Source organism: Agrobacterium sp. 22-209-1, assembly GCF_053522485.1.
Genome location: NZ_JBNWCH010000005.1, coordinates 243,700 through 262,551, shown reverse-complemented (window position 1 = coordinate 262,551; position 18,852 = coordinate 243,700). Strand labels below are relative to the sequence as shown.

Annotated in this window: 18 protein-coding genes; 12 read left to right on the top strand and 6 right to left on the bottom strand. The window is 58.9% G+C overall.

Annotation, left to right across the window (positions count from 1 at the left end):
• The first annotated feature begins 42 nt into the window (after positions 1 to 42).
• The 6 genes from hemC (at position 43) to ACQZ48_RS14175 (ending at position 6,087) form a co-directional block, all read left to right on the top strand.
• Positions 43 to 972 (top strand): hydroxymethylbilane synthase, encoded by a 930-nt coding sequence (gene hemC, locus ACQZ48_RS14200; RefSeq protein ID WP_448728912.1) that lies wholly within the window; start codon positions 43 to 45, stop codon positions 970 to 972.
• A gap of 4 nt (positions 973 to 976) precedes the next feature.
• The gene (locus ACQZ48_RS14195) at positions 977 to 1,717 is read left to right on the top strand and encodes a uroporphyrinogen-III synthase (RefSeq protein ID WP_137412273.1); all 741 of its coding nucleotides are present in this window, start codon (positions 977 to 979) and stop codon (positions 1,715 to 1,717) included.
• Positions 1,718 to 1,790: 73 nt separating this feature from the next.
• On the top strand, positions 1,791 to 3,242 hold the full coding sequence (locus tag ACQZ48_RS14190; protein WP_191217225.1) for a COG4223 family protein: 1,452 nt from the start codon (positions 1,791 to 1,793) through the stop codon (positions 3,240 to 3,242).
• Between the two features lie 4 nt (positions 3,243 to 3,246).
• The gene (locus ACQZ48_RS14185; protein WP_077985497.1) at positions 3,247 to 4,863 is read left to right on the top strand and encodes a heme biosynthesis protein HemY; all 1,617 of its coding nucleotides are present in this window, start codon (positions 3,247 to 3,249) and stop codon (positions 4,861 to 4,863) included.
• A gap of 14 nt (positions 4,864 to 4,877) precedes the next feature.
• Positions 4,878 to 5,366, top strand: a complete 489-nt coding sequence (locus tag ACQZ48_RS14180) for a tellurite resistance TerB family protein (RefSeq protein WP_077985496.1) — start codon at positions 4,878 to 4,880, stop codon at positions 5,364 to 5,366.
• Positions 5,356 to 6,087, top strand: coding sequence for a glutamine amidotransferase (locus ACQZ48_RS14175; protein ID WP_142912967.1), 732 nt, complete (start codon positions 5,356 to 5,358; stop codon positions 6,085 to 6,087). Before ACQZ48_RS14180 ends, ACQZ48_RS14175 begins: the two co-directional genes overlap by 11 nt.
• A gap of 78 nt (positions 6,088 to 6,165) precedes the next feature.
• Here ACQZ48_RS14175 and ACQZ48_RS14170 read toward each other — a convergent pair whose 3' ends face one another.
• On the bottom strand, positions 6,166 to 7,398 hold the full coding sequence (locus tag ACQZ48_RS14170) for an MFS transporter (RefSeq protein ID WP_448728920.1): 1,233 nt from the start codon (positions 7,396 to 7,398) through the stop codon (positions 6,166 to 6,168).
• A gap of 244 nt (positions 7,399 to 7,642) precedes the next feature.
• On the opposite strand from ACQZ48_RS14170, the gene ACQZ48_RS14165 reads away from it, so the two are divergent.
• Both ACQZ48_RS14165 and ACQZ48_RS14160 read left to right on the top strand, forming a co-directional pair.
• Entirely contained in the window at positions 7,643 to 7,933 is a 291-nt protein-coding gene (locus ACQZ48_RS14165) for a YggT family protein (RefSeq protein WP_003523487.1), read from the top strand.
• Entirely contained in the window at positions 7,930 to 8,235 is a 306-nt protein-coding gene (locus ACQZ48_RS14160; RefSeq protein WP_162520505.1) for a DUF167 domain-containing protein, read from the top strand. Before ACQZ48_RS14165 ends, ACQZ48_RS14160 begins: the two co-directional genes overlap by 4 nt.
• A gap of 6 nt (positions 8,236 to 8,241) precedes the next feature.
• On the opposite strand, the gene ppa is transcribed toward ACQZ48_RS14160, so the two are convergent.
• The 4 genes from ppa to ACQZ48_RS14140 form a co-directional block, all read right to left on the bottom strand.
• Positions 8,242 to 8,775 (bottom strand): inorganic diphosphatase, encoded by a 534-nt coding sequence (gene ppa, locus ACQZ48_RS14155; protein ID WP_003523485.1) that lies wholly within the window; start codon positions 8,773 to 8,775, stop codon positions 8,242 to 8,244.
• Between the two features lie 169 nt (positions 8,776 to 8,944).
• Positions 8,945 to 9,451, bottom strand: coding sequence for a GNAT family N-acetyltransferase (locus ACQZ48_RS14150; RefSeq protein WP_077985493.1), 507 nt, complete (start codon positions 9,449 to 9,451; stop codon positions 8,945 to 8,947).
• 210 nt (positions 9,452 to 9,661) lie between these two features.
• Entirely contained in the window at positions 9,662 to 11,485 is a 1,824-nt protein-coding gene (gene typA, locus ACQZ48_RS14145) for a translational GTPase TypA (protein ID WP_077985492.1), read from the bottom strand.
• Positions 11,486 to 11,634: 149 nt separating this feature from the next.
• On the bottom strand, positions 11,635 to 13,695 hold the full coding sequence (locus tag ACQZ48_RS14140; RefSeq protein ID WP_142912965.1) for a M3 family metallopeptidase: 2,061 nt from the start codon (positions 13,693 to 13,695) through the stop codon (positions 11,635 to 11,637).
• A 263-nt stretch (positions 13,696 to 13,958) separates the two neighbouring features.
• Here ACQZ48_RS14140 and ACQZ48_RS14135 point away from each other — a divergent pair, with 263 nt between their 5' ends.
• Both ACQZ48_RS14135 and ACQZ48_RS14130 read left to right on the top strand, forming a co-directional pair.
• Positions 13,959 to 14,417: a MarR family winged helix-turn-helix transcriptional regulator gene (locus ACQZ48_RS14135; protein WP_077985491.1), complete on the top strand. Its 459-nt coding sequence runs from the start codon at positions 13,959 to 13,961 to the stop codon at positions 14,415 to 14,417.
• 5 nt (positions 14,418 to 14,422) lie between these two features.
• Positions 14,423 to 15,619 carry a multidrug effflux MFS transporter gene (locus ACQZ48_RS14130; RefSeq protein WP_173990264.1) on the top strand — a complete coding sequence of 399 codons (1,197 nt, stop codon included), beginning with the start codon at positions 14,423 to 14,425 and terminating at the stop codon, positions 15,617 to 15,619.
• A 54-nt stretch (positions 15,620 to 15,673) separates the two neighbouring features.
• On the opposite strand, the gene ACQZ48_RS14125 is transcribed toward ACQZ48_RS14130, so the two are convergent.
• Complete coding sequence (locus ACQZ48_RS14125; RefSeq protein WP_077985585.1) at positions 15,674 to 16,897, bottom strand: argininosuccinate synthase; 1,224 nt, start codon at positions 16,895 to 16,897, stop codon at positions 15,674 to 15,676.
• 315 nt (positions 16,898 to 17,212) lie between these two features.
• Here ACQZ48_RS14125 and ACQZ48_RS14120 point away from each other — a divergent pair, with 315 nt between their 5' ends.
• Both ACQZ48_RS14120 and ACQZ48_RS14115 read left to right on the top strand, forming a co-directional pair.
• Positions 17,213 to 18,067, top strand: coding sequence for an SDR family NAD(P)-dependent oxidoreductase (locus ACQZ48_RS14120; protein ID WP_448728911.1), 855 nt, complete (start codon positions 17,213 to 17,215; stop codon positions 18,065 to 18,067).
• A gap of 120 nt (positions 18,068 to 18,187) precedes the next feature.
• A complete protein-coding gene (locus ACQZ48_RS14115; RefSeq protein WP_077985490.1) occupies positions 18,188 to 18,835 on the top strand; it encodes a LysE family translocator in 648 nt (215 codons plus the stop codon).
• Positions 18,836 to 18,852: the final 17 nt, after the last annotated feature.

The following is an 18,852-nucleotide window of genomic DNA, read 5'->3' as shown; positions in this document are numbered from 1 at the left end:
GAGTTGGTCTAAGACAACTCCGGTAACAATGGATAGACGCGGATGCAAACAAAACCTTTCCGAATCGGCACGCGCGGCAGCCCGCTGGCGCTCGCGCAGGCTTACGAGACGCGCAACCGGCTGATGGCGGCGCATGGCCTGCCGGAAGAAATGTTCGAAATCGTCGTGCTGTCCACCAAAGGCGACCGGATAACCGACCGCGCTTTGTCGGAGATCGGTGGAAAAGGCCTCTTCACAGAGGAGCTGGAAAACCAGCTTCTATCAGGCGAACTCGATATGGCCGTGCATTCCTCCAAGGACATGCCGACCGTTCTGCCCGAAGGCCTCTATCTGTCCGCTTTCCTGCCGCGCGAAGACATACGCGACGCCTTCATTGGTCGCACCGCACCGAAGCTTCTGGAACTGCCGCATGGCGCCGTTGTCGGCTCCGCATCTCTGCGCCGTCAGGCACTCATCCGCCGCCTGCGTCCGGATCTCAGCGTCATCGTTTTCCGCGGTCTGGTCGATACGCGTCTGCGCAAGCTCGAAGAAGGCCAGGCGGATGCCACACTTCTTGCTTTTGCCGGCCTGAAGCGGCTCGGCAAGGACAATGTGCCGACGGAAATTCTCGACCCGAAGGAATTCCCTCCGGCTCCTGCCCAGGGCGCAATCGGCGTGGAAAGCCGCATCGGCGATACGCGCATGGACAAACTGCTCGCTCCCATAAACGACAGGCCCACTCATGATGCCGTGACCTGCGAGCGCGCCTTTCTGGCAGCACTCGATGGTTCCTGTCGCACGCCGATTGCCGGCTACGCCACCTGCGACGGCGACGACTTGCATTTTTCCGGCCTGATCCTCACCCCCGATGGCCAGACGAGCCACGGCATCGAAATCTCCGGCAACCGCCGCGATGCGGCAACGCTCGGCCGGCAGGCCGGCGAAGATGTGCGCGCCAAGGCCGGCAGCAATTTCTTCGAAGGCTGGAGCTGAGGCGATGCGGATCGTCGTCACCCGGCCGCAGCGTTCGGGCGAAAGGACGGCCGCAAAGCTTGAAGCACTTGGGCATGAGCCGGTGCTTCTTCCGCTGTTTTATCCTGTCCATCATGGGGAACGCGCCGTCTCGGCGCTATCCGCCCCGCTGGCGGCCATCGCGGTGACCAGCGCCGAGGCGCTGCGGGCGCTGGAAACATCCCGGGACGGGCTGGCTCCCTATCTGTCAAAACCACTTTTCGCCGTCGGCGGAGCAACGGCGGAAGCGGCGGAAAAAACCGGCTTCGAACAGATTTTCACCGCCTCCGGCGACGCCGCCAGTCTGACCGCACTGGTAGCTGAGCACCAGGTTCTGTTTTCCGAAGAAGCACCGCTGCTTTATCTCGCCGGCAGGCCCCGTGGCGCCACCTTCGAGAAGGGCCTTGCCGCCGCTGGCATTCCCTTCAGAACGGTAGATTGTTACGAGATGCTGCCCTCCGGCATTTCGCAGACAATGCTTGGGACGGCGTTTGTCGAAAGCGCTGCCGATGTGGTCCTGCTCTATTCATCGGAAGCAGCGCGGGCCTTTTTTCATCATGTATCGACGCAAAAATACGTGGCGGCGCTGGCAACGACACAAATCATCTGCATCAGCCGCAACGTGCTGTCTCTCGTTCCTCAAATCTTCCGCGCAAACGCAAAGGCCGCCAGCGAGCCGAGCGAGGCGGCAATGTTTGAACTTCTGCGCCATAACTCTGGAACCTAATTCGAGCTCGCCTCTTTCCTTTGCCGCCGTCACTGACTAGGTTTAGATTACTGCAGGCAGAAATGAGGTTGTCATGGTATCGGGAAAGCCGCCACGCCACTCCAAGTCCAAAGCCGAACCGGTCACCATCGACCTGGACGCCAAAGACGTGAAAGCAATTTCCGCCGAGGGAGCCGCTGCCAGAACAGACGGTGAGCCCCGTGACCAAACACCGGTCGCAAACACAGAGCCGGACGTCGCAGAAACAAAGGCGGCAGCCGCAGCCGGCAATCCCACGCCCGTTTGGGACCAGCCGCAAAAATCCCCTCTCGAGCCAGAACCGAATGTTGGCACGACGGAATCAGCGCCTGTCGCACCGAAGGCCGAAAGCCCTGCTAACAAGCCAAAAGAACCCGTTTCAGGGGCTGCCATACCGCCAAAAGCCGATGCCAAACCGGCAACAAGCAACGACGGAGGGAGCGCCACTTCGGCTGCCGCAGCCGCCTCGAAGCCGGCCTTTGGCTCCACAGCCTCCACAAGCGCATCCGGCAGCGCCGCTGCCACGGCAAAGCCCTCAGCGGCCACCGCCTCATCTGGACCGGCCAAACCCTCCGCGCCACAACAAGCCGAGCGCAAGCAGGCAGCAAACTCGGGCCTGATCGCTGCCGGCATCGTTGGCGGCCTCGTGGCGCTGGCCGCCGCTGGCAGCATGCAATATGCTGGCATTCTGCCTTCCTTTAATGCGGGCAGAGCCGGAAGCGATGAAATTGCAACGCTGAAATCCGATCTCGGCAGCCTGCGGCAGCAGCTCGCCAATGCTCCGGCCGCAGACACATCGGCCCTGGAACAGCGCATCGCAACGCTCGAAAGTGCGAAGGGTGAAGCGCCGCAGGTGGATGGGCTTTCGGAAAAGATCACCGCTCTGGAAGCTGCCCTGCAATCGGAGCGATCCGCACAGGCCTCCGCCACATCGGAACTGACGCGCCGCCTTGCGGATGCGGAAGCCAAGATCAACGAGCCGCGCGACGACATCGAAGTCGCCCGAGCGATCGCATCGGCCGCACTGAAGGCAGCGATCGATCGCGGTGGGCCGTTCCTCACCGAACTCGACACGCTATCGAAGGTCACGCCTGATGATCCGGCCATCGCATCGCTGCAATCCTTCGCCGCAACCGGCGTACCGTCGCGTTCCGAGTTGATGCAGAAATTCCCCGATGTTGCCAATGCGATGCTGTCGGCCATCAACCAGCCTGACCCCAATCAGGGCATTATGGAACGCCTGACGGAAAGCGCCTTTTCGCTGGTGAAGGTGCGCCCGGTCGGAAATATCGAGGGCGAGACCCCCGAAGCCCAGATTGCGCGCATGGAAAACAAGCTGCGCAACGGCGATCTGCAAGGCGCGGCGCTTGAATGGAACGGGCTTCCCGATGCCGCCAAGACGGCATCGGCCGATTACAAGAAATCGCTGGATGCGCGCATCGAGGTCGAAAATCTGGTCGGCGGCACGTTGAACCGCGCCATCACCAGCACCGGCAGGCAGGGGTAAGGGCATGACCAGAATTCTGACTTTCGCCGTTATCGTTCTGGCTCTCGGCTTCGGTTTTTCCTGGCTGGCGGACAGGCCGGGCGTGCTATCCATCGTCTGGCAAGGCCAGCTGATCGAAATGAGCCTGATGGTCGCGGCCTCCATAATTGCGGCGCTGGTCGCCGCCGTTATGCTGGTCTGGTGGGTCGTCAACGCCATCTGGACCTCGCCCAATGCCGCGCGTCGTTATTTCCGCGCCCGCAAGCGCGACCGTGGTTATCAGGCGCTATCCACCGGTCTCATTGCCGCCGGCGCCGGCAATGCCCTCCTTGCCCGGAAGATGACGGCACGAACACAGGGGTTGCTCAGCGCCGATCAAGAGCCACTGATCCACCTGCTCGACGCTCAGGCCGATCTCATCGAAGGAAAATATGACGCGGCGCGGCGCAAATTCGAAGCCATGGCCCGCGATCCCGAAACCCGCGAACTTGGCCTTCGGGGCCTTTATATCGAGGCGCGCCGTCAGGGCGCCTACGAAGCCGCCCAGCAATATGCCGAGGATGCGGCGGAAAAGGCGCCCTATTTGCCCTGGGCAGCACAGGCGACGCTGGAAAATCGTTGTCGCAACGGACAATGGGACGATGCCATACGCCTGCTCGACCAGCAGAGGGCGGCCAGTGTCATCGAACGCGGCGAGGCGGAACGGCTGAAAGCGGTGCTTCTCACCGCCAAGGCCGGCGAAAAGCTGGAAAGCGACCCCGTGGGTGCCCGCGAGGATGCCAAACATGCGCTCAAGCTTGCCAAGAGCCTCGTTCCGGCAGCGCTGATCGCAGCAAAATCCTATCTGCGCGAGGACAATCTGCGCAAGGCGGCCACGGTTCTCGAACCCGTCTGGAAACACGATCCGCATCCGCAACTCGCCGAACTTTATGTCCGCGCCCGCAGCGGTGATACCGCCATCGACCGGCTGAAACGGGCTGAGCGGCTGGAAAGCCTGAAGCCCAACAATATCGAATCCCTGTTCGCGGTCGCGCAGGCAGCGCTCGACGCCAAGGAATTCGCCAAGGCGCGGGCCAAGGCCGAAGCCGCCGCGCGGATTGAGCCACGCGAAAGCATCTTCCTGCTGATGGCCGACATCGAGGAAGCCGAAACCGGTGATCAGGGCCGGGTACGCTACTGGATGGCACAGGCGCTGCGCGCGCCGCGTGACCCCGCCTGGGTTGCCGATGGTATTGTTTCGGAAAAATGGCTGCCGGTGTCGCCCGTTACCGGCCGTCTCGATGCCTTCGAATGGAAAGCGCCTTTCGGCCAACTCGAAGGCCCCGTCGAGGATCTCACGATCGAAAATGCGATTGCCGCAGCACCGGCAAGGGCCGAACCGGCTGCGAAGACAATCATTGCAGAAGCAGCGCCGGAGACACGCGCCGAACCGAAACCGATCCCGGCCGCGCCGATTGAGGTCAAACCGGCCGTATCGGTCCCAAAGGAGAAAAAGCCTGTTACAATTGAGGCGCCGGTGGAAACCGATGCATCGAATGGGAAGGCGGAGGCCGTGCCGTTTTTCGGCGGCGCGCCGGATGATCCGGGCGTCAAGAAATCAGGCGCGGAAGCCGAACCCAAGACGCGGCTCAAACTCTTCTGACCAACAGGCTATCGATGTTCCAGCAAATACAATCGTTTATTCAAAACCTCGTCGGCCCGAATGCGGGTGATTTCAGCCCGGACGATCTGAGGGTTGCGGTGGCCGCTCTCTCTTTCCAGGTGATGGAAGCGGATGGCACCGTCTCGAAAAGCGAGCGTGACCGCCTGCGCGAGATTTTGCATGAATATTACCATCTCGATGGCGGCAAACTGGATGCCCTTCTCACCGCCGGCCAGGAGGCGGGCAAGGAGGCCGTCGATTATTACCGCTTCACCGCCGATATCCGCCGCCATCTCGACGAAGATCAACGCGTGGAGCTTATTGGAATATTATGGGATATTGTTTACGCTGACGGCGAACGAAGTGAAATGGAAGACCATGTGATCTGGCGGGTAGCCGATCTGCTCGGTGTATCCGTGCGCGACAGGGTTCTGCAACGTCAGCAGGCCGCCACGAGGTCCGGGCCCGCTGAAGAAAGCGAAAACGAAGACGATGCTGTTTGACCCTTCCAGGCAACAGGAAAAACAACCATCGCTGCTCATCGTCCTGCATCAGGAACGTTCTACCCCCGGCCGTGTCGGCCAGATGCTGGTGGAAAAAGGGTATCGTCTGGATATAAGGCGACCCGCACTCGGCGATGACCTGCCGCAGACGCTGGAGAAACACGCGGGCGCCATCATCTTCGGTGGCCCGATGAGCGCCAACGATTCTCATGACTACGTCAAAGCCGAGATCGACTGGCTGAAGGTGCCGCTTAAGGAAAATAAGCCCTTTCTCGGCATCTGTCTCGGCGCGCAGATGCTTTCCAAACATCTGGGCGGCAAGGTGGAGGCCGACAGGGACGGTAAGGTCGAAATCGGCTGGTATCCGCTTCATGCCACCGAACATGGGCGGCTTTTGATGCCGCATTGGCCGAAGATGGTCTATCATTTCCACAAGGAAGGGTTCGAGCTGCCGCGCGGAGCCGAACTTCTGGCCTCGGGCGAGACCTACCCCAATCAGGCCTATCGCTATGGAAAAAATGCCTGGGGCTTGCAGTTTCACGCCGAACTGACCCGCGCCATGATGCATAGTTGGGTGGTGCGCGGCGCCCAGAGGTTCGGCATGCCCAATGCACAGGTGGGCAGCCAGCATCTGGAAGGCCGCATGCTGTTCGACACGCCTCTCAGGGCATGGCTCGGCAATTTTCTCGATCTGGTTTTTGAAGGCAAGGCGCAGCGCTAGAGCATTTCCAGTAAAAGTGCTTAGCGGTTTTACGTTCGGAAAATGCGTAAAAACAAAACGATCTAAGCCCCATCGCCATCAGTGCGGCGCATCCAGATTGTCGATCTTGCGCAGCTTGGAAAAACCGAGCGCCCAGATGACCGCCACAGCAAGCGTACCCGCCCCGCCGATGACGACTGCGGGCACCGCTCCGACGACATGAGCCATGGTGCCGGCACGAAACTCGCCCAGCTCGTTCGATGCGCCGACAAAGACCATATTAACCGCATTCACACGCCCGCGTACCTCGTCCGGTGTCCAGAGCGCAATCAGGGTCTCGCGCACATAAACCGACACCATGTCCGATGCGCCCATGACCACCAGCGCGGCGATGGACAGCCACGCGGTCTGCGACAGTCCGAAAACCACAGTGGAGATGCCGAAGAGGCCGACGCCGGTAAACATCAGCAGGCCGGCGTGGTGACGAATGGGTTTGAAGGCCAGAATGACCGCAACGGTGATGGCCCCGATGCCAGGCGCGGCACGCAGAAGCCCAAGGCCCCATGGGCCGAGCGTCAGCACTTCCTTGGCAAAAATCGGCATCAACGCAACAGCACCGCCGAGCAACACCGCGAAAAGATCAAGCGAGATCGCGCCAAGGACGACTTTTTCCTGCGAGATGAATTTGAACCCGGCCAGCATGGTTTCGAGGCTGATGGCTTTTGCCGGGCCGCGTTGTTCCGGCTTACGGATTGCTACTGCAAGCGCCGCGGAAACAATGAAAAGCACGAGCGCTACGCTATAGGCGACGGAGGCCCCGAGACCATAAAGCAGACCACCGGCGACAGGGCCAAGAATCGACGCCATCTGCCATGAAGACGAATTCCATGCGATAGCATTCGGCAAATCCTCGACCGGCACGAGATTGGGTGCCAGCGACTGCACCGCCGGCCCCATGAAGGCCCGCTCTATGCCGAAGACGACGAGAATGGCGAAGACCGGCCAGGGCGAAAAGCTGTGCATCAACGTGAGGCTAAGAAGCGCCGCAGCGCAGAGCGCCGCGATCAGCAGGCAAATGGCCATGATGCGCCGGCGATTGTGCCGGTCGGCGACCGTTCCCGTGACGAGGATCAGAAGCAGCGACGGCAGAAATTGGAAAAGACCGATCAGGCCGAGATAAAAGGCGTTGCCGGTAACCTCATACATCTGCCAGCCGACAGAGACGCTGACGATCTGGATGGCGAAGGCCGAAAAAAACCGGGCGCTGAAAAAACGGCGATAGGAACTATGCCGGAATGCGCCAAAGCGATTATCGGGGGAAGGGAGGGACATCGGCTGGGTGCTCGCGAGACAATAGGAGAGCTTTGCAATAGAGCGATATGGCAGGAATCGCCAGCCCTCATCGATGGATGACGAAAAGTGCAGGCGGTTTTGTGCGAATTCCCGCTGCAAGGCCACAAGCCGGACTGCCATGATCGCCGGTCGACGAGGCCAAAGTTCATTACGATCAGGGGCAAGACTTGCCGGTTCACCAGCGAATGTCTAAATGTCTTGCAACCAAGATACGGAGATATTGATGCTTGCCCTGTTTCAGACCATCGATCTGGCCTTGAACCTCTATACGTGGGTGCTGATCGCCAGCGCTATTTTTTCCTGGCTTTACGCCTTCAACGTCATCAATTCCCGCAACCAGTTCGTGAACGCCATCGGCAGCTTTCTGTTCAATGTCACGGAACCGGTTCTGCGACCCATCCGCCGCATTCTGCCCAATCTCGGCGGCATCGACATTTCGCCGATCATCGTGCTCCTGATCATCTTCTTCATCCGCTCCTTCATGTGGAACACGCTTTACCCGATGGTCGCTTGAGCGGCTGCTGGCAGAAGCACGGTGATCATGTCCGCCTGACCGTCCGCCTCACACCGAATGGCGGGCGGGACGCCATCGACGGCGTGGAAAAGGATGCGGAAGGAAACACGCATCTCAAGGCCCGTGTCAGCGCCGTGCCGGAAGGCGGCAAGGCCAACAAGGCCCTGATTGTCTTCCTGGCAAAAAAACTCGGCCTGCCGAAATCATCCATCAGCTTCGTTTCAGGCGAAACAGCGCGTAAAAAAATCCTCCGGATCGATACCGACCCGGAGGATTTCGAAGAGCTATTTAAAAAGCTTTAAGGCAGATCAGCCCTGCGCCTTGTAACGCTCAATGGCTTCAACGATCAGCTTCTTGGCAACATCAACATCCTGCCAGCCGCCCATCTTCACCCACTTTCCGGGCTCCAGATCCTTGTAGTGCTCGAAAAAGTGCTCGATCTGCTTCAGCGTAATTTCCGGCAGGTCGGTGTAATTGTGCACCTTGTCGTAACGGCGTGTCAGCTTCGGAACCGGCACGGCGAGAATCTTCTCGTCCTTGCCGCCGTCATCTTCCATGATCATTACGCCGATGGGGCGGACATTGATGACGCAGCCTGGAACCAGCGGACGGGTATTGCAGATGAGAACGTCGATCGGATCGCCATCGTCGGACAGGGTGTGCGGTACGAAGCCATAGTTACCCGGATAGGTCATCGGCGTGTAGAGGAAGCGATCGACGATCAGCGCACCGGCATCCTTGTCCATCTCGTACTTGATCGGATGTCCGCCGACCGGCACTTCAACGATGACATTCACGTCATCCGGCGGATTCTTGCCTACGGAAATTGCATCGATACGCATTCGCTTCCCTCATTCGACGGGTTGGATTTGGTTTTCGATACTGGGAAAGTCGCCGCATTGCAACATGGCTTTGGGCGGATAAGGCAGAATGCGGGATTTGAGGCTATCGCAATGGCGCATGGCCGTTCGCGAGAATGAACCCCGGCCCAAATCACCGGGGCATTATTTGTCAATTCCAGACGAAACCGACTTTGCGAAGCGACTTGCCGTCAAAGTCTTCCATGCCTTCGGCAATATCGCGGCCGCCGTGAGATCGGAAAAAGCGGTTGGCCACATCGCTGTCTTCAAGGCACCAAACAACGATGCCGTTGCAGCCAAGCGAGGTCAGCAATCTGCGCGCTTCCGTAAACAGCAGCGAGCCAAGCCCGATGCCCTGATATTCCGGCCGGAGATAAAGTTCGTATATCTCGCCGTCTTGCGGCAGCCCGCGTGCCCGGCTGAGGCCCAGTGTCGCATATCCGGCGACCACACCGGCCACCTCCACCACCAGCATTGTCGCAGAGCCTCTGGTCGCCTTCTTCCACCAGATTTCTCCGCGACGCTCCAGCATCTGCATCAACGGCCGATGCGGGATAAGCCCTGCATAGGCCTGTTGCCACGACAGACGGTGCGCCTCGGAGATAGCGCGCGCGTCATGCGGTTCAGCACGGCGAACATCGATGGATAACGTTTTCATAACGCGATTCTGGCCCCGGCCACGGAAACTTACCAGTCATAAAGGTTAACGCCGGCAAGCTTACCCACAGCCTATTCATGTGGACGACCTTGAAAAATTAACGCATCCTTAACCTTTGGCAAAGCGCCTTTCGACTCATACGCACATAAAAACGAACGCATAAAAAAACCCGGCCAAAGCCGGGTTTTTCGAAAGCATGGATCAAGCCGATCAGCTGGCTGCAAGCTTTGCCTTTTCGAAACGCTTGCGGTCGTTCGGATCGAGGTAGAGCTTGCGAAGACGGATCGACTTCGGCGTAACTTCGACGAGTTCGTCATCCTGAATCCAGGACAGCGCACGCTCCAGCGTGAACTTGATCGGTGGCGTGAGCTTCACCGCCTCATCCTTGCCAGCGGCGCGGATGTTGGTGAGCTTCTTGCCCTTCAGCACGTTCACGTCGAGGTCGTTGTCACGGCTATGAATGCCGATGATCATGCCCGCATAAACCTTCTCGCCGGCATCGATGATCATCGGGCCGCGATCTTCAAGGTTGAACAGGGCATAGGCGACTGCTTCGCCGGATTCGTTCGACAGCAGAACGCCGTTGACGCGGCCGCCGATTTCGCCCTTGTAAGGCTGGTAGTCGTGGAACAGACGGTTCATCACAGCCGTGCCGCGCGTGTCGGTCAAAAGTTCAGACTGATAACCGATAAGGCCGCGGGTCGGCGCGAAGAAGACCAGGCGGACACGATTGCCGCCCGATGGACGAAGCTCAACCATCTCGGCCTTGCGCTCGGACATCTTCTGAACAACGACACCGGAATGTTCTTCATCAACGTCGATGACGACTTCTTCGACCGGCTCCATAAGCTGGCCGTTTTCATCCTTGTGCATGACAACCCGCGGACGCGAAACGGCAAGTTCGAAGCCTTCGCGGCGCATGTTTTCGATCAGAACCGCCAGCTGCAATTCACCGCGACCGGAGACGAAGAACGAATCCTTATCGGCGGATTCTTCGATTTTCAGCGCAACGTTGCCTTCGGCTTCCTTGAACAGGCGGTCGCGAATGACGCGGCTCGTGACCTTGTCACCTTCGGTGCCGGCGAGCGGCGAATCGTTGACGATGAAGGACATGGTAACCGTCGGCGGATCGATCGGCTGCGCCTGCATCGGCTCCATGACGGCAGGATCGCAGAAGGTATCGGCGACGGTGCCCTTGGAGAGGCCGGCAATGGCGACGATGTCGCCCGCATGGGCTTCTTCGATCGCGGTGCGCTCGATACCGCGGAAAGCGAGAATTTTCGAGATACGGCCGTTTTCAATCAGCTTGCCGTCCTGGCCCAGAACCTTGACGGCCTGGTTCGGCTTGATCGAACCGGAGGCGATGCGGCCGGTGATGATGCGGCCGAGGAAATTGTTAGCCTCGAGGATCGTGCCGATCATGCGGAACGGCCCCTCTTCGACCTTGGGCTCCGGAACGTGCTTGACGACGAGATCCAGCAGCGGCGCAAGACCTTCGTCAGTCGGGCCTTCCGGATTGACGTTCATCCAGCCGGAGCGGCCGGAACCGTAAAGGATCGGGAAATCGAGCTGTTCGTCGGTGGCGTCGAGCGCCGCGAAAAGGTCGAACACTTCGTTGACGACTTCTTCATGGCGGGCGTCCGGACGGTCGATCTTGTTAATTGCGACGATCGGGCGAAGACCGACCTTCAGCGCCTTGCCGACCACGAATTTGGTCTGCGGCATCGGGCCTTCGGCAGCATCGACCAGAACGATGGCACCATCCACCATCGACAGGATACGCTCGACTTCACCGCCGAAGTCGGCGTGACCGGGGGTGTCGACGATGTTGATACGGGTATCTTTCCACTCGATCGAGGTCGCCTTGGCGAGAATGGTGATGCCGCGCTCTTTTTCAATGTCGTTGGAATCCATCACGCGCTCCATCACGCGCTGGTTTTCACGGAACGAACCGGATTGCTTCAGAAGCTCGTCAACAAGCGTCGTTTTTCCATGGTCAACGTGCGCGATGATCGCGATGTTGCGAAGTGCCATTGTTTAAAATCTCTGAGGTTGGGCGCTATATTGATGAGAAACGCCAATTTAGTTTGGCGCGCTCATAACCTTTTTTTTGCAAATGCGAAAGGGGGCTCATGTCATAAGCCCCCTGCGCTCAGCTTCTAACTCAGAAATATGACAGTCTCTTATAGGAGACCGCGCTTTAAAAGCATGGCGTCCGGGCTCGGCATCTTGCCGCGGAAGGCAAGATAGGCCTCCTCCGGATCGATCGAGCCGCCAACGGAATAGATGTTATCCTTCAGCCGTCGCGCCATCTCGCTATCAAAGGCATTGCCGGTTTCCTCGAATGCCGAAAAGGCGTCGGCGTCCAGCACTTCCGACCACATGTAGGAATAGTATCCGGCGGAATAACCGTCGCCGGAAAACACATGCTGGAAATGCGGCGTCGCATGGCGCATGACGATGGATTTCGGCATGTTGAGCGCGGAAAGGACCTCACCCTGCACGGCCATCGGGTCACCGACGTTGTCGCGGGTATGAAACGCCATGTCGACAATCGCCGACGAGGTGAATTCCACCGTGCTGAAACCGGCATTGAAGGTCTGCGCAGCCAGAACCTTGTCCAGTAGCGCCCTCGGCATCGGCGCGCCTGTTTCATAATGCAGGGCGTATTTTTCGAGAATTTCCGGCACCGTCAGCCAATGTTCGTAAAGCTGCGACGGCAATTCAACGAAATCGCGCGAGACACCCGTTCCGGAAACGGAAGGGTAAGTGACATTCGACAACATGCCATGCAATGCGTGGCCGAATTCATGGAACAGCGTGCGCGCATCGTCGAGCGAAAGCAGCGCGGGTTTGCCCTCGGCCGGTTTGGCGAAATTGCAGACATTGTAGATGATCGGTATTTCTCCGACCGTGCCGTTCTTGAGGGGCAGCTTATGCTGCGACTGGAAGGAGCTCATCCATGCGCCGGACCGCTTGGAGGGACGGGCGAAATAATCGCCGAGGAACATGGCCTTCAGACCGCCCTTTTCATCGCTGATTTCGAAAACCCGCACATCCGGGTGATAGGCCGCGACGCCTTTGATTTCGACCGCCCGAATCCCGAACAGCCGCCCGGCCACATCGAAGCACGCTTCGATGATCTTTTCGAGCTGCAGATAGGGCTTCAATTCAGCCTCGGAGAAGCTGAATTTCCGTGCCCGGAGCTTTTCGGCATAATGCCGCCAGTCCCAGGGCAGCACCTCGTGATTCCTTCCCTCCTTAGCGATGATGGCTGCCAGTTCGGCCTCCTCCTCGCCCGCACGGCGCACGGCCTTTTCCCAGACCTGCCCCAGAAGACCGTTCACGGCATCCGGCGTCTTTGCCATCGTATCATCGAGCTTGTAGGCGGCGAAATTTGCGTAACCGAGAAGCTTTGCCTTCTCCTCGCGCAATTCGAGCGTGCGGCGGACGATCTCGCGATTATCGGTCCCGCCGCCATTCTCGCCACGCGCCACCCACGCCCTGAAGGCCTGCTCGCGCAGATCGCGGCGCTCGGAAAAGGTCAGGAAAGGCTCGATGATGGATCGGGAAAGGGTAACGGCAAATTTGCCGTCCTCGCCATGCTCACGGGCAGCACCCGCCATCGCGTCTCGCAGAAAATCGGGAATGCCGGTAAGTTCCTCTTCCGTGGAAAGCAGGAGCTTCCAGTTCTTTTCATCTGCCAGCACATTCTGCCCGAATCTCGCACCGAGACCGGCAAGTTCCTCATTGATCGCCGCCAGCCGTTCCTGCCGATCCTTCGGCAGCTTGGCGCCGGAGCGCACGAAACTCTTCCAGTGCCGCTCAAGAACTCGGCTCTCCTCACCCGTCAGCCCCAGCGCCTCGTGCTTTTCCCACAAAGTGTCGATCCGCTTGAACAGGGCCTCGTTCATGCCGATCTTCGAATAGTGCCGCGACAGTTTCGGCGCGATCTCCCGCTCCAGCGCCTGGATCACGCCATTGGTATTGGCGCCTGCCCTGTTCCAGAACAGCGCCGAAATGCGCGAAAGATCGTCGCCTGCGATTTCGAGCGCGGTCACCGTGTTTTCGAAGCTCGGGGCCTCAGAATTGCCGGCAATCGCATCGATTTCGTGTTCGTGGGACAGAAGGGCGGCATCGAAGGCCGGAGCGAAATCCTCATCCCTGACCGCATCGAATTTCGGCAGACCATTGTGGCCGTTCCAGTCAACGAGTGCGGGATAAAGCGCGGTCTTGGATGGCATTTCATCTTCCTTGTACAATTCCGGTTAAGCTCATATGGGCACGCCTCCGCCGGCAATTCAATATGCCCGGCGGAGATGTCAGGCCGCGTGAAAAAATATGGAAAGTCCGGTCTTTTTTGCTTCAGCGTAACAATCGGCGACTATATTGCAGATCATCCAGCAACCGAACTGACGCATACTTTACCCGATTTTCCACAATATGACTTGTGCACCATTGATTATCGCCCGGATTTTAGTAAGTCTGACTTACGAAAAGGCGAAACATGGGCACTAAACGCGAAAAAGACTCATTGGCATTTTTACTGAACAGTGGCGCACGCCTGCTGAACAGTGCTTTCGAGCGCCGAATTGCTGAAGCCGGACTGGGCCTGACACCCGGCGAAGCACGCGCCCTGCTGACAGTCGCCGTCGTTGATGGCAGCAAACAATCGGATATCGCCGCCCGGCTCGGCATCGAGCCCATGACGATCTGCGCCTATCTCGACAAGCTGCAATCTCTCGATCTCATCGAACGCCAACAGGACCCGCAGGACAGGCGCTCCAAGCGTATAGTGATGACGAAAAACGCAGCCGAGATGCTGGAAGCCGTGCGCCAGGAAATCGATGAACTCGTCCGTCACGCCACGCAGGGCCTGAATGACGAGGAGGTCGCGCTTTTCCGCAGCTTCCTGCAGACTCTCCGCAACAATCTCCAGCCGGAACAGTCGAGCCAGGGCTGCTGATCGCAATGTCGCCAGAAACGGTTATGTCCAGAAAGCGCACGGCCATGCTCGGTGCGTTGCTGACGGCGCTGGCACCGATTTCCATGGCCATCTACACACCCGCCATGCCGGAACTGACGCGGGTTTTCTCCACCACGGAATCCGCCGTGAAACTCAGCCTGTCGCTTTACTTCGCCGGTTTCGCCATGGCGCAACTGTTGGCCGGCCCGGCATCCGATGCCTTCGGGCGGCGAAAGGCGAGTCTCGTTTTCCTGTCCATCTTTCTGGGCGGGGGGCTGCTGGCGATCTTCGCCCCAACAATCGAGGTGCTGCTCTTCGCCCGGCTTGTTCAGGGTATTGGCGCCTCCGTCGGCATGACGGTGGCGCGCGCCGTCGTGCGCGATCAATTTACCGGCTCGGAAGCCTCCAGCATCATGAACCTTATTGGCATCATGCTGGCCGTTGGCCCAGCCATGGGCCCGACCATAGGCGGGCTTTCGCTTGCGGCTTTCGGGTGGCAATCGGTATTTTTCCTCATGGCCGGCCTCGGGGCCATCGCCATCTTCACCGTCGTGGTTTTCCTGCGCGAGACGACAATCCCGGACAAGAACCTGATCCGCCCGCGTCGGCTCCTGTCGGCCTATGGGACATTGCTCACCGAGCCGCGTTTTCTTCTCGCTGCACTGGTACTCGGCGGTTCCATCGGCGCGCTTTATGCGCAGGCGACCATGCTGACCTTCATCCTCATCGACAAAGTCGGCATGACACCCACCGCCTTCGGCATCGGCATGCTGATGCAGACCGGCGCCTATTTCTTCGGCTCAATCGCCTTGCGTTATATCGCACCGAGGCTTGGTGACCGCCGTTCGGTCGTCCTTGGCCTCTGTTTTTCGGGAATAGGCGGCCTCCTTATCCTGCTGTCGGTGTTCCTGATACCGCCATCCTTTCTTTCGATCATGGGACCTGTGGCAGTCGCAACGGTCGGCATCGCCTTGCTGACGCCATCCATGGTGACGGCGGCCCTCGCCCCTTTCCCGCATATTGCCGGCTCGGCATCGGCAATGATGGGTTTCATTCAGATGGGATCTGGTTTTGCGGGCGGTGCTGCAGCCTCACTCATCGGTTCGCCGTTGACCGGCTTCGGCATCATCATCCCCGTGATGGAGTTCACCGCAATCGCCAGCTACATCGGCTTCCGCATCGTCTCCATACGAAAGACATGAAAAAACCCGCCGACGGCGTCGCCAGCGGGTTTCATTATTTCCATTCCAGCAGAATTACTTGCTGATATTGCGCTTTGCGAGTGTGCGAAGACGCAATGCGTTAAGCTTGATGAAGCCTGCAGCGTCCTTCTGGTCATAGGCGCCATGGTCGTCCTCGAAGGTCACCAGCGCGTCGGAATAGAGCGACTTGGCGCTCTCGCGGCCGGTCACCATGACATTGCCCTTGTAGAGCTTCAGCGTCACTTCGCCTTCCACATGCTCCTGGCTCCTGTCGATCAGGGCCTGCAGCATTTCGCGCTCCGGCGAGAACCAGAAACCGTAATAGATCAGCTCGGCGTAACGCGGCATCAACTCGTCCTTGAGGTGGGCCGCACCCCGGTCAAGCGTGATGGATTCGATGGCGCGATGCGCGGCAAGCAGGATGGTGCCGCCGGGCGTCTCGTAAACGCCGCGCGACTTCATGCCGACGAAACGGTTCTCGACCAGATCGAGACGACCGATGCCGTTTTCACGGCCGTAATTGTTGAGCGTGGCAAGAAGCGTCGCCGGCGACATTTCAACGCCGTTGATGGAGCAGGCATCGCCCTTGCGGAAACCGACCTTGATGACGGTTGCCTTATCGGGCGCGGCTTCCGGGGAGATGGTGCGCATATGCACATATTCCGGCGCTTCCTGCGCCGGGTCTTCCAGAACCTTGCCCTCGGAAGAGGAGTGCAGCAGGTTGGCGTCCACCGAGAAAGGCGCCTCGCCCTTTTTATCCTTGGCAACCGGAATTTGATGCTGCTCAGCGAAGTTCAGGAGGTCCGTACGGCTCTTGAACGACCAGTCGCGCCAGGGAGCGATGATCTTGATATCCGGATTCAGCGCATAGGCCGACAGCTCGAAACGGACCTGATCGTTGCCCTTGCCGGTGGCGCCATGTGCGATGGCGTCGGCGCCGGTCTTCCTTGCGATTTCGATCAGGTGCTTGGAGATCAGCGGACGGGCAATGGAGGTGCCGAGCAGATAGACGCCTTCATAAACCGCGTTTGCGCGGAACATCGGAAACACGAAATCACGTACGAACTCTTCGCGGACGTCCTCGATGAAGATTTCCTTGATGCCCAGCATCTCGGCCTTCTTGCGCGCCGGCTCGAGTTCTTCGCCCTGGCCGAGATCGGCGGTGAAGGTCACCACCTCCGCGCCGAGTTCCGTCTGAAGCCATTTCAGGATGATCGAGGTGTCGAGACCGCCGGAATAGGCGAGAACGACTTTCTTAACGTCTTTCGGAAGTGCCATAGTGATGTCCATCTGCATGATGACGGCATTGAGACACCGCCATTTCCTTGGGATTTCGGCACTTTTACAGTGCAAGCCGAAATGTGTGAAGCGCTTTTCAGTGAGATAAGCGACAAAACAATTGATGGGCGCATACGAGGGCTGACGATGACCGGGCGTATTGATGGAAACGAGGCGATTGTCACATGCATTATGAAAATTCGCGCTTTATCATAAAGCGGCGCGATCAACTTGAAGACCGTGAATGAAACCCGTGAGGTTCAGGCAACGTTGCAAACCGCTGGAAACAGCCGAAACGACGCGAAGGAGAGACCTATGACGACCATCCACCCCGCATTCAAGGAAGATAATGTCGCCGTCATCACCGGTGCTGCCTCCGGCATCGGACTTGCCGCAGCCCGCAAATTCGCCGGTTTCGGCATGAGTGTCGTGCTCGTCGATCTCGACGGCGAGAGGCTTGCTGCAGCCCATGCGGATATTTTGGCCGTTGCCAAGAACGGCGAAGCGCAGGTTGTCGCCATTCCGACCGACATATCCAGGCTCGATGAACTGGAGGCGCTGGAGCGCGCCGTGATCCAGCGTTTCGGACGCGTTCACGTCCTGATGAACAATGCCGGCATCCAGCCCGGCAGCGCCATTTTCGGTCCACAGGCCAATTGGGAAAATATCATCAACGTCAATCTGATGGGTGTCGTGAACGGCAGCCGTGTTTTCGGGCAGGGCATGATCGCCCATGGCGAGCCGGCGCTCATCGTCAATACCGGCTCGAAGCAGGGCATCACCACGCCTCCCGGCGATCCGGCCTATAATGTCTCGAAGTCCGGCGTCAAAACCTTCACGGAGGCGCTTCAGCACGAATTGCGTAACCTACCGAACAGCTCGGTTTCCGCTCATCTGCTGATCCCCGGCTTCGTCTTCACCGGCCTCACCGCCCATGGCAGGACAGAAAAGCCTAAAGGCGCATGGACCGGCGAACAGACCGTCGATTTCATGGTCGAAAGCATCGGTCGGGGCGATTTCTACATTCTTTGCCCGGATGGCGAGGTGGACCGACCGACCGATGAAAAGCGCATTCTCTGGGCGGCCTATGACATCGTCCAGAACCGTCCGCCGCTATCGCGCTGGCACACGGAATATTCCGCCGCCTTCACCAGCTTCCTGAAAAACTGAATGTTCCGGGCCGCCGCGATGTAACCATTGCGGCGGTCTTTTGCGTCAGTGCTCAAAAGCATTGGCAGAAATGCGAAACCGCGTTAAGCACGGCAATCTCCAGCTTTTACGGGTGCCGCGATGGATTTCGTTCCCAGCCTGCCGACATTGATCGCCTTCACCATTGCCATTCTCCTTCTGGCTGTGACCCCGGGGCCTGACATGACGCTTTGGATCAGCCGCTCCCTGCGTGAGGGCCGGACGGCAGGTTTCATGACGCTTCTGGGAACCAATATCGGCATTACCGTGCACACGATGCTCGTCGCCTTCGGCGTCGCCGCCCTCATCGTCGCCTCGCCGACGGCTTTCATGATCCTGAAGACCGGCGGAGCCGCCTATCTGGTCTGGCTCGCCATCCAGGCAATCCGCAAAGGCTCGGATTTCGTGATGGTGAAAAGCGCCGGCGAAAAATCGCAGTCCTCCCTGAAGTCGGCGCTACTGAACGGCATCTGGGTCAACCTGCTGAACCCGAAGATCATCATCTTTTTCATGACCTTCTTGCCGCAATTCGTCAGCGCATCCGATCCGCATGTGACCGGCAAGCTGATCTTCCTCGGCATCTGGTCGATCATCGTCGCGCTGCCGATCGGCATCGGCATCGTAATCGCGGCAGATGTTCTTTCAGCCTGGCTGCAACGCAACCGGAAAATTCTGCGCGGACTGGATTATACGATCGCAGGTGTCTTTTCGCTTTTCGCCGTCAAGATTTTCTTCACGCAGGCGCGCTGACGGTAACAAAAAGGCGC

What these genes read in the sequence shown, in the direction of transcription:
- hemC (WP_448728912.1), top strand. Translation starts at nt 43, where the DNA reads ATGCAAACAAAACCTTTCCGAATCGGCACGCGCGGCAGCCCGCTGGCG.
- ACQZ48_RS14195 (WP_137412273.1), top strand. Translation starts at nt 977, where the DNA reads ATGCGGATCGTCGTCACCCGGCCGCAGCGTTCGGGCGAAAGGACGGCC.
- ACQZ48_RS14190 (WP_191217225.1), top strand. Translation starts at nt 1,791, where the DNA reads ATGGTATCGGGAAAGCCGCCACGCCACTCCAAGTCCAAAGCCGAACCG.
- ACQZ48_RS14185 (WP_077985497.1), top strand. Translation starts at nt 3,247, where the DNA reads ATGACCAGAATTCTGACTTTCGCCGTTATCGTTCTGGCTCTCGGCTTC.
- ACQZ48_RS14180 (WP_077985496.1), top strand. Translation starts at nt 4,878, where the DNA reads ATGTTCCAGCAAATACAATCGTTTATTCAAAACCTCGTCGGCCCGAAT.
- ACQZ48_RS14175 (WP_142912967.1), top strand. Translation starts at nt 5,356, where the DNA reads ATGCTGTTTGACCCTTCCAGGCAACAGGAAAAACAACCATCGCTGCTC.
- ACQZ48_RS14170 (WP_448728920.1), bottom strand. Translation starts at nt 7,398, where the DNA reads ATGTCCCTCCCTTCCCCCGATAATCGCTTTGGCGCATTCCGGCATAGT.
- ACQZ48_RS14165 (WP_003523487.1), top strand. Translation starts at nt 7,643, where the DNA reads ATGCTTGCCCTGTTTCAGACCATCGATCTGGCCTTGAACCTCTATACG.
- ppa (WP_003523485.1), bottom strand. Translation starts at nt 8,775, where the DNA reads ATGCGTATCGATGCAATTTCCGTAGGCAAGAATCCGCCGGATGACGTG.
- ACQZ48_RS14150 (WP_077985493.1), bottom strand. Translation starts at nt 9,451, where the DNA reads ATGAAAACGTTATCCATCGATGTTCGCCGTGCTGAACCGCATGACGCG.
- typA (WP_077985492.1), bottom strand. Translation starts at nt 11,485, where the DNA reads ATGGCACTTCGCAACATCGCGATCATCGCGCACGTTGACCATGGAAAA.
- ACQZ48_RS14140 (WP_142912965.1), bottom strand. Translation starts at nt 13,695, where the DNA reads ATGCCATCCAAGACCGCGCTTTATCCCGCACTCGTTGACTGGAACGGC.
- ACQZ48_RS14135 (WP_077985491.1), top strand. Translation starts at nt 13,959, where the DNA reads ATGGGCACTAAACGCGAAAAAGACTCATTGGCATTTTTACTGAACAGT.
- ACQZ48_RS14130 (WP_173990264.1), top strand. Translation starts at nt 14,423, where the DNA reads ATGTCGCCAGAAACGGTTATGTCCAGAAAGCGCACGGCCATGCTCGGT.
- ACQZ48_RS14125 (WP_077985585.1), bottom strand. Translation starts at nt 16,897, where the DNA reads ATGGCACTTCCGAAAGACGTTAAGAAAGTCGTTCTCGCCTATTCCGGC.
- ACQZ48_RS14120 (WP_448728911.1), top strand. Translation starts at nt 17,213, where the DNA reads ATGACGACCATCCACCCCGCATTCAAGGAAGATAATGTCGCCGTCATC.
- ACQZ48_RS14115 (WP_077985490.1), top strand. Translation starts at nt 18,188, where the DNA reads ATGGATTTCGTTCCCAGCCTGCCGACATTGATCGCCTTCACCATTGCC.